The organism is Nocardia sp. NPDC004582 (assembly GCF_053602115.1).
In genome coordinates, this window is the sequence record NZ_JBSGCY010000210.1 from 1 (window position 1) to 8,167 (window position 8,167).

11 protein-coding genes are annotated in these 8,167 nt (G+C 68.6%); 4 read left to right on the forward strand and 7 right to left on the reverse strand.

Going from position 1 to position 8,167, the window contains the following annotated elements:
• The 3 genes from ACWELJ_RS32115 to ACWELJ_RS32125 form a co-directional block, all read right to left on the reverse strand.
• A partial coding sequence (locus tag ACWELJ_RS32115; protein WP_452369838.1) for an AMP-binding protein occupies nucleotides 1–949 on the reverse strand: 949 nt, incomplete at its 3' end.
• Between the two features lie 252 nt (nucleotides 950–1,201).
• Nucleotides 1,202–2,239: a GTP cyclohydrolase II gene (locus ACWELJ_RS32120; protein ID WP_452369839.1), complete on the reverse strand. Its 1,038-nt coding sequence runs from the start codon at nucleotides 2,237–2,239 to the stop codon at nucleotides 1,202–1,204.
• 54 nt (nucleotides 2,240–2,293) lie between these two features.
• On the reverse strand, nucleotides 2,294–2,554 hold the full coding sequence (locus ACWELJ_RS32125) for a hypothetical protein (protein ID WP_452369840.1): 261 nt from the start codon (nucleotides 2,552–2,554) through the stop codon (nucleotides 2,294–2,296).
• A gap of 149 nt (nucleotides 2,555–2,703) precedes the next feature.
• On the opposite strand from ACWELJ_RS32125, the gene ACWELJ_RS32130 reads away from it, so the two are divergent.
• Nucleotides 2,704–3,318 carry a GTP cyclohydrolase gene (locus ACWELJ_RS32130; RefSeq protein ID WP_452369841.1) on the forward strand — a complete coding sequence of 205 codons (615 nt, stop codon included), beginning with the start codon at nucleotides 2,704–2,706 and terminating at the stop codon, nucleotides 3,316–3,318.
• Here ACWELJ_RS32130 and ACWELJ_RS32135 read toward each other — a convergent pair.
• Nucleotides 3,315–4,805 carry a carbohydrate kinase family protein gene (locus ACWELJ_RS32135; RefSeq protein ID WP_452369842.1) on the reverse strand — a complete coding sequence of 497 codons (1,491 nt, stop codon included), beginning with the start codon at nucleotides 4,803–4,805 and terminating at the stop codon, nucleotides 3,315–3,317. The two genes, ACWELJ_RS32130 and ACWELJ_RS32135, sit on opposite strands and share 4 nt — an antisense overlap.
• 334 nt (nucleotides 4,806–5,139) lie before the next feature.
• On the opposite strand from ACWELJ_RS32135, the gene ACWELJ_RS32140 reads away from it, so the two are divergent.
• The 3 genes from ACWELJ_RS32140 to ACWELJ_RS32150 all read left to right on the forward strand — a co-directional run bounded on the left by ACWELJ_RS32140 (nucleotide 5,140) and on the right by ACWELJ_RS32150 (nucleotide 6,265).
• A complete protein-coding gene (locus ACWELJ_RS32140) occupies nucleotides 5,140–5,430 on the forward strand; it encodes a hypothetical protein (RefSeq protein WP_452369843.1) in 291 nt (96 codons plus the stop codon).
• Nucleotides 5,427–5,714, forward strand: a complete 288-nt coding sequence (locus ACWELJ_RS32145) for a hypothetical protein (protein ID WP_452369844.1) — start codon at nucleotides 5,427–5,429, stop codon at nucleotides 5,712–5,714. Before ACWELJ_RS32140 ends, ACWELJ_RS32145 begins: the two co-directional genes overlap by 4 nt.
• A 143-nt stretch (nucleotides 5,715–5,857) precedes the next feature.
• Entirely contained in the window at nucleotides 5,858–6,265 is a 408-nt protein-coding gene (locus tag ACWELJ_RS32150) for a hypothetical protein (protein ID WP_452369845.1), read from the forward strand.
• Between the two features lie 29 nt (nucleotides 6,266–6,294).
• On the opposite strand, the gene ACWELJ_RS32155 is transcribed toward ACWELJ_RS32150, so the two are convergent.
• The 3 genes from ACWELJ_RS32155 to ACWELJ_RS32165 all read right to left on the reverse strand — a co-directional run.
• Nucleotides 6,295–7,374 (reverse strand): quinone-dependent dihydroorotate dehydrogenase, encoded by a 1,080-nt coding sequence (locus ACWELJ_RS32155; protein WP_452369847.1) that lies wholly within the window; start codon nucleotides 7,372–7,374, stop codon nucleotides 6,295–6,297.
• Between the two features lie 18 nt (nucleotides 7,375–7,392).
• Entirely contained in the window at nucleotides 7,393–7,659 is a 267-nt protein-coding gene (locus tag ACWELJ_RS32160; protein WP_213555396.1) for a DUF5703 family protein, read from the reverse strand.
• Nucleotides 7,659–8,167: YncE family protein (locus tag ACWELJ_RS32165; RefSeq protein ID WP_452369846.1), on the reverse strand; the 509-nt coding region annotated here is incomplete at its 5' end. The genes ACWELJ_RS32160 and ACWELJ_RS32165, both read right to left, overlap by 1 nt.

The window sequence follows — 8,167 nt, forward strand, 5'->3', positions numbered from 1 at the left end:
GGCCGGTGCCGGCGAGATCGGCGCGCGCGGCCTGCGCGCCGACGCCCAGCGCCCAGTTGGCCAGGGCCTTCTTCACCGGGCTGGCCTCGGTGGCGAGTTTGGCGTCGATGCCGGCCTTGATCTTCTGCCAAACCCGCGGCACACCGAAGAACGCGGTCGGGCGGGCGTCGGGCAGGGCGGCGGCGATCTCGCGCGGGTCGGGCACGCACGTCATCTGGACGCCGGTGAACAGGTTGGCGCAGTGTCCCGAGATGCGGTCGGCCACATGGGCGGCGGGCAGGTAGGACACCGAGCGGTCGTCGAGGCCGACGGTCAGCGGGCCCTCGACCAGGCCCACGATCTGGGCGACCACATTGCGGTGGGTCAGCTCCACGCCCTTGGACGGGCCGGTGGTGCCGGAGGTGTAGATCAGCGTCGCCACGTCGTCGGGCCGCACCGCGCGCCAGGCGGCGTCGAAGTCGAAGTCGGGGTGCGGGGCGGCTTCCACCTCGTCCAGTGTCAGCGTGCCCGCGGCCGAACCCTCGACCAGCACCAGGTGTTCCATGTCCACGCCGGCGGCGCGCACCACGTCCAGGAACGCCGGTTCGGTGATGACCACGCGGTTCTCGGCATTGGTGAACAGGTGCGCGATCTGTTCGGGGGAGCTGGTGTTGTAGATCGAGAACGGCGTCGCGCCCAGGTGCAGTGCCGCGGTGTCGACCAGATTGAACTCGGGCCGGTTGGTGAGCATGATGCCCACCGCGTCCCCGCGCCCCACCCCGAGTGCCGCCAGCCCGGCGGCGATCGCGCGCACCCGCTCGCCGTACTCGCGCCAGGTGAACTGCCGTGTGCCCCCCACGGTCCGCAACGCCACCTGTCCCGGACGCAGCGTCAAGGTTTCCTGGAACGCCTCCGGAATCGTGTGGACGGTCTTGCCCGATGCGTGCGCATACCCGATGTCAGTCGTCATAAGCCCTTTTCCCGATAGCCTCTCGCTTCGCCGTCCACCCGCGCGCCCACCAGCGCGAACCTTCGAAGTCCGAGACCACGACCAACCCGATCACGCGATGGCCACGCGTCACCTGTGGCGCGGCTCACTCATCGTAACCAGACTTTCGCGACTGTGTCGCGGGCTACAGGGGCCAGAGTCATGGCCGAAATTGCCAATTCCTTCGCGGGCACGGCGGCGGATACGGCCGGTGAGCGCGCTGCCGGCCTACGGTCAGCGGGTGGGCGGGCGGCCTTCCATCGCGACGACTCGCCCGAGGATGAACCCGGCCGACCCCAGGGCCACCGCCGGCAGCTGCGGCGGGAGGGGAAGGCGGAGAAGCCATGTCACGACCGCCGCCGCCAGGCAACCCAGGCCGGTGAGGAGCCACGCCGTGTTCCTGCGTGTGCCGCGTCCGTGGCGATCGGGCTTCGCGGGTGCGCCGGGGACCTCGTGCAACGCCTCATCGGCTTCGTGAAGAGCCTTGTCCGCCTTGTGCAGGGCCCGGTCCGCGTCGTGCAGAGCATCACCGGCCTCGACGGCCCCGGTGAACGCGACCTCGGTTTTCAGCAGCGCTTCCTCGGTTTCCTGCAAGGCCACTTCGGCCTTGCTGAGTGCCTCGGCGAGTTCGTGCCCACGGATCCGCTGTTTGGCTTCGAGGTAGCGGCGGGCCCGGTCGCTGCGCGGTGGCGTCTCGAGCGGGACTCTGCCGACCGCGAGACCCGCGTCGGTGAGGGCCTGGATCTTGTGCGGGCTGTTGGTCATCAATCGCACCGACGTCAGCTTCAACGTGTCACGCAGATAGCAGGCGGCGGCCTGAAAGCTCCTGGAATCATGTGTCTTGCCGAGCCGCTCGTAGCTGTCGAACGTATCGACGCCCTCGTCTTCGCTCAGGCGCAATCCGCGTGCCTTCACCAGCAGGCCCTCACCCCTGCCCTCCTGCTCGAGATAGACCAGGACACCGACTCCCGCGGCCTGGATCAGGTCCATGGCCAGGCTCAATTCGGGACCGCAGTCGCAGTCGTCGGATTCCAGCGCGTCGCCGTACAGGCAGCGAGAATGCAACCGCACCAACGGTGCTCGGCCCCTGGCACGGGCATCGGCGAGATCGCCGAAGATGAGAACACATCCGGAATCGGCCGCCGCGTCGAGCATCTCCACCCGCACGCGCAGCTCGCGTCCGCGCCGGGTGAGCCAATGTTCGGGCTCGGGAAGTACGGCGGGCAGGGCCTGCGACCGGCGATCCGGCGCCGCAGACAGGGCAGTCGTCATTGTTCTCCTCACAAGTCGATTTCGGGTTGCCGGAGGCCGCTCAGGCGTGGCGGGTCAGCATTGCGACAGGAATGCGGCCGACCGGGTGCGCAGCGGCGAGAACCGTTGCGCACGAAGGTATCCGAAGTGAGTTCGCCGAAACAGCCGGGCACGGCCGACGCGGTGAGCTGTCGGCTCGCGATTCAGGAACGGCCTCCACGTGGTCGAAACGCCGCCGCCGATGACCGATTTCAGCGGGCGCGCGTCGATCCAGCGAACATGGATTCGCACGGCCACACGATAGCGGCTGGATATGATCGGCAAAAGATTCGCCACGTCGCCTAAACGGACCGGTCCGAATAGTTATCCGGTTTGTTCGAATTCGGCGTTATGTCAGGTTCAGCGATCGGGACTACCGGGGTCACATCTGGACATACCATGCTCTGATGAGCTGTGAACCAGCGAAAGGCGTTACAAGACAGGCCATGTGGGCCAGCCTTGATCACGCCAGCCATTGGATTTCACGCAAGGGTGAAGAGATCCGGGTCCGGGTCACCGATCTGCCGACAGACGGCGAGCCCGGGCACATCCTGGCGTTCGGATCCATCGAGGACGGCTGCCTGGTCAGGATTCATTCGCAGTGCCTCTACGGCGAGTCGCTCTCGTTCCAGGACTGCGACTGCGGACCCCAACTCGCGCGCTCGCTCGACCTGATCCAGGCCGCCGGATCAGGAATCCTCGTTTACCTCAAGCAGGAGGGACGCGGCTACGGACTGCTGGCCAAGGCCCGCGGCTACGAGGCCAGTGAGAAGACACGCCTCGACACCTATGACAGCTACCTGTCACTGGGCTACACCGAGGACAAACGCGACTACACCGACGCCGCGCAGACCCTCAAGGCGCTGGGACTGTCGTCGGTTCAGCTGATGACCAACAACCCGCTCAAGCTGCAGGCGGTGCGCGACGCCGATATTCACGCCATCGTCATCCCACTGCGCACCTTGCCGCGCACCAAGCGCGAAGCCGATTATCAGCAGGCCAAACGCCGGCACGGACACTGGCTGCCGACCGGTGAGCCGCCCTGGTCCGCGAATATCTAGGACGCGTCCATGCTCCGGTCGATGGCCTCGCGGGTGGGCATGGAGTCGGGAATGCTCTTCTCGTTGATCGTGCGCGCGGGGATGGCGGCAGCCGCCCATTGGAGGTTGTCGCGCCCGGCCTGCCGGCGCCGGTCGGGGTCGTCGGGGCGGGGTTGGGTCATCAACCGGGCGATGAACGCGGAGACGAACGCCGATGATGCCCCTGGAGAACCAGGACGATCGGTCTGGATTTCGGCGCGCACCGGTTCGGCAGCGCGGTCCTCGGCCGAGTACATCGCGCAGCTGTCGCCCTGCAGAACCACCACGGCACCCACCCCGTGCCGCACCAGTTGGGTAGCGATATCCGCGGTTTCGGAGCCGGGCCGCAGGGCGGCGAGCTCGCCGACCGAAGCGATCAGGTAGTCGACCGTCGCGAGATAGCCGGGAAACCGGTCCGGGAACCGTTTGGGCGGCGGCGTAGCACTGACGAACAGCCACGGTCGCGGCTGCCGGTCGGTGATCGTCGCGGCGACCGCGGTGAGCACTTCGCTGTTCTGCTCGAAGGTCATCAGCACCGCATCGGAGTTGATCAGGGCGCGGGTGATCGGGATATCGGCGATGTCTCTGGCATCGAACCGGATCCGGTCGGCCTTGCCCGCGATGGAGAAGCTGCGGCCGTCCTTGTCGACAGTGACCGCGGCCGTCGGTGTCGGCCCGCGACGCGCACGCACCAGGCTGGTGTCCACGCCACGCTTGTCCAGGTACTCGACGATCAGCTCGGCCGCGCCGTCGTCACCGACGGCCGCGAACAGGCGCGCGTCCACGCCGAGCCGGGCCAGGGCGACCGCACGGTTCAGTCCTTTGCCGCCGGCGTGCTCGGAGAACTCCCCGTAGAGCGACTCACCCGCCGTGGGCAGCACGTCGACGGTGTAGATGCGATCCCAGGCCGCGTCACCGATCACCACCGCGCTCGGACGCGTTGCCGCACCGGGAATTCCATCGGCGCGGACCACGGACTCGAGGGTGAGCCCGCGCGCCAGCGCGGTGAACGCCTCCTCTTCACGGCGACCGCGCAACGCGCGATTGTTGCGGGGCACCTGGACCACCGGCACACCCAGGCGCTCGTGCAGGGCTACCCAGTGCAGGGCCAGGCTGTCACGTCGCTGGCCCAGCTCGGGCCCGTAGAGTTCCTCGGCGACGGCATCGGGCAGCCGCTCGGCGAACATGCGCAGGCTCAGCTCGGCATCGACGATCAGGCGGTCGGCCGGATCCAGACTGGCGGCGATGTAGCGCAGCGCCTCGGGCAGTGCCGTTTTCGGGTCGCAGCCGGTCAGGTGTGCGACACGGCGGACGATCACGAGTCCGAGCAGCGCTCCGAGGTCGACCGAGCGATCACGGTCACCGCCCATGGCCCAGCGCTTACGCAATTGCAGCAGGGTCTCGCGCACGGCGCGCACGTCGTTGTCCTGCGCTGCCGTGTCGGCTCCGCTGCTCGGCTGCATCATCATTCGCCCCAACCATAGGACCGTTCACGTTTGGACGTCGACGGAAACGGCAATCTAATTGTGACAGCGTCAAACTGCGTTTCGGAAGTGCCAAATGCCATCCTGGAATTGGCAAATGAGCGCCGCCCGACCCGATGTCCCGGGAGGTTCCGATGACCGGAGTAGTCACGATCCGGCGGATCCGGCGGCGAGCGCGCCCCGGGTGTGGTGAGCCCGACACCGACCTCCGGGTGAATGTCCAAGTGCGATAGGCGGATTCGCCCGCCCACGTCGCCTCGGCCCACCCGCGTCACACTCGATCCGGCGGTGACGCCTCCTCGTCTCATCGGAGGCCACGATGATCTATCCCAGTACGAGCTCGATCACCAGCAGCGTCACCGGCGAGTGCGCCGAACGACTGCCCCGCCGACCCGAACCCGCGTGGCGCCTCAGCTGGCGCAGGTCGCCGCTGTTGACGCGGGAACAGGCGCTGCTGGCGATGGAACTGACCGAGATCCTGCGCAGCGCTCCCGTTCCCACCGACCCGGCATGGCGGCGCGCCCGCGCGATCGGCGCGGAATTGGGCATCGATCTCGATGACGCGTGTGACACCTTGCGGGCGCGCCGGCGCGAACGGGGGGAGTCATGACCATCTACGCCACCGACGACTGGTCGATGACCAGCGACCTGACCGACGAGAACGCGGTGCGGGTGGCCGACCGCTGGATGCTGGCCTGGCGGTGCAGCTGGATACCGGATCGACTGCTGACCCGCGCACAGGCGCTGGCGGCGATGGTGCTGGCCGAGCTCGTGGCCGCGGACCCGTACCCGCGCGCGGAAGCCGCCCAGGGGCGGATGATCGCCGCCGCGGGCGAGCTGGGGATTCCGTTGGAGCAGGCCCTGTTTCTGCTGTTGCGGCGACGATCGGCGTGACCGACCGACCGAACAGGCTGCGAGGTCGGGGCAGGGTTGATGAGGGGATGGCAGGGCTCGACGCGGCAATCGGCCGCGGCGGGCGAAATACGGTGGGCGGGCGGAGATCCCGCGGCGCGCGCCGACGGCCTTGGGAGGTCTTGGTGACGATCGATATCACGACGCGGGCGATGACCAGCGACATCAGCCCCGAATACGCGCTGCGGGAGTATCGGCGCGGGCAGGTGGTGTGGCGGTTGAGCTGGCTGCCCGCCCGCCACCTCACCCACGAGCAGGCGCGGGCCGGAATGGAATTGGACGAGGTCCTCTCGGATCCGGCCGTCGTCGACGACGAGGCGGCGCACCTGTGGGCCGCCGACCTGGCCACCCGGCTCGGGATCGGGGTCGAACGCGCGGTGATCCTGCTGGCGCAACGACTGGCCGATCGCCTGCACGGGGATGAGTTGCCCGACGAGGAGACCGCTGCGCCGACGGCGGCACTGTCGGGTTGGGGTGCCCCCGGCGGCCACGGCGCGGGTTCGGGTGCGCGGTCACAACACCGGTGGCGATGACCGGACGGCGTTGCGACCGCGAACCGGGTTCAGGCGCGGGCGCGGTGTTCGGCGCCGACGGCTTGGGACAGGCTGGAGTAGCCGTGTTCGCGGAGTTTGGCGGCCAGGCCGCGGTGAATGTGCTTGGCCCAGAAGGGCCCACCGTAGATGAAGCCGGTGTAGCCCTGCAGCAGCGAGGCGCCGGCGAGGATGCGGGCCCAGGCCTGGTCGGGGGTTTCGATGCCGCCGACGGAGATGAGGACCAGTTTGTCGCCGACACGGGTGTAGAGGCGGCGCAGCACCTCGAGGGAGCGGTCGGCGACCGGGGGACCCGACAGGCCGCCGGCGCCGATGGGTTCCACGGTGGCGGCGGGGGTGGCCAGGCCGTCACGGCGAATGGTGGTGTTGGTGGCGACGATACCGGCCAGGCCGAGTTCCACGGCCAGGTCGGCGACGGCGTCGATATCGTCGTCGGACAGGTCGGGGGCGATCTTGACCAGCACCGGGACCGACACCGAGTCCAGCACCGCCTGCAGGATCGGGCGCAGCGAGGCGACGGCCTGCAGGTCGCGCAGGCCGGGGGTGTTGGGGGAGCTGACATTGACGACCATGAAGTCGGCCAGCGGGCCCAGCAGTTTCGCCGAGATCGCGTAATCGGAGGCGGCGTCGGCGGGTTCGACGACCTTGGTCTTGCCGATATTGGCGCCGATGGGGACACCGCCGGGCAGCCGGTGCGCGAGATGCTCGGCCGCGGCGGCGGCGCCGAAGTTGTTGAACCCCATGCGGTTGATGAGCGCCCGGTCCGCGGGCAGGCGGAACAGCCGCGGCGCGGGATTGCCGGGCTGGGCCTGAGCGGTCACGGTGCCGATCTCGGCGTAGCCGAAACCGAGCGGGCCCCACGCGTCGACGCCGTCGGCGTTCTTGTCGAAGCCGGCGGCCAGACCCAGCGGCGCGGGGAAGTCCACGCCGAACACGCGGGTGCGCAGGATCGGGTCGTCGGTCACCAGGACCTTGCCGGTGAGGGCGCGGCCCGGGATGAACCGGGTCGCCAGCTTCATCGCGGCGAAGGCCAGATGGTGGATGCGTTCCGGCGGGAGCAGGAACATCAGCTTCAGCAGCAGGGCGTACAGGCGCTCATACATAGGGGGTTACATCACCGCCTCGGGTGTCGGGGATAGCAGGGGGGTGGTCTTGCGGCGGCGCAGTAACACGCGGCGGCTGCCGTCGGTGTAGGCGCGCACCCGCGAGAGTTCCCAGCCACCGAATTCGGCGTGAATGGACAGTCGCATGGTGGCGGTGACCCTGGTGATGCCCGGTGGCAGCCGCAGGGGCACGTACTCCCATTCGTCGCTGGATTCCTCCCAGCCTTCCGGTAATGTGCGCGATTGATGCGCCGATCGTGAGGCCCGAGCCATCACTGCCCTCTCTTCCGCTGGTCCGCGCCGATCCGCTGCAGACCGTCGCCGGTCGCGGATCCCACGAACAGGTCACCGGTGCGGGCATCGACGGTCGCCGAGTTGGGCTGGCGCACCGTCGGGTAGCGCCCCACCTCTACCGGTATACCCGTCGACAGCTCGTAGCCGACGACTTCGTTGCTGCCTGTCAGCGTCACCCACACGGTCTCCGACCGCTGATCGTAGGCGAGTGCGTAGGGCGAAGAGCCTACCGGGAAACGCTGGTGCAGGACCAAAGGATCGGTGGTGTAGACCAGCAGTTCGGCTCCGGCGGTGTCGGTGACCAGGCGGCGGCCGAAGTGGTCGCCGATCATGGTGGTCGCCCCGTCGCCGGCGCGCAGGGCCAGGCCGAGCTTGTGGGCGTCGAGGTCGAGCGCGCACGGCCAGAACGTGGCCATCAACGCGACCGAGGAGAACTCGTACTTCGGCTGGCCGCTGTGGATCGTGGTGTCGGTGGCCGTCGTCCTCA

Bases quoted from the DNA above. Each gene is read 5' to 3' on its own strand.
- ACWELJ_RS32120 (WP_452369839.1), bottom strand. From the start codon at position 2,239: ATGACGACTGCCCTGTCTGCGGCGCCGGATCGCCGGTCGCAGGCCCTG.
- ACWELJ_RS32130 (WP_452369841.1), top strand. From the start codon at position 2,704: ATGTGGGCCAGCCTTGATCACGCCAGCCATTGGATTTCACGCAAGGGT.
- ACWELJ_RS32135 (WP_452369842.1), bottom strand. From the start codon at position 4,805: ATGATGATGCAGCCGAGCAGCGGAGCCGACACGGCAGCGCAGGACAAC.
- ACWELJ_RS32140 (WP_452369843.1), top strand. From the start codon at position 5,140: ATGATCTATCCCAGTACGAGCTCGATCACCAGCAGCGTCACCGGCGAG.
- ACWELJ_RS32145 (WP_452369844.1), top strand. From the start codon at position 5,427: ATGACCATCTACGCCACCGACGACTGGTCGATGACCAGCGACCTGACC.
- ACWELJ_RS32160 (WP_213555396.1), bottom strand. From the start codon at position 7,659: ATGGCTCGGGCCTCACGATCGGCGCATCAATCGCGCACATTACCGGAA.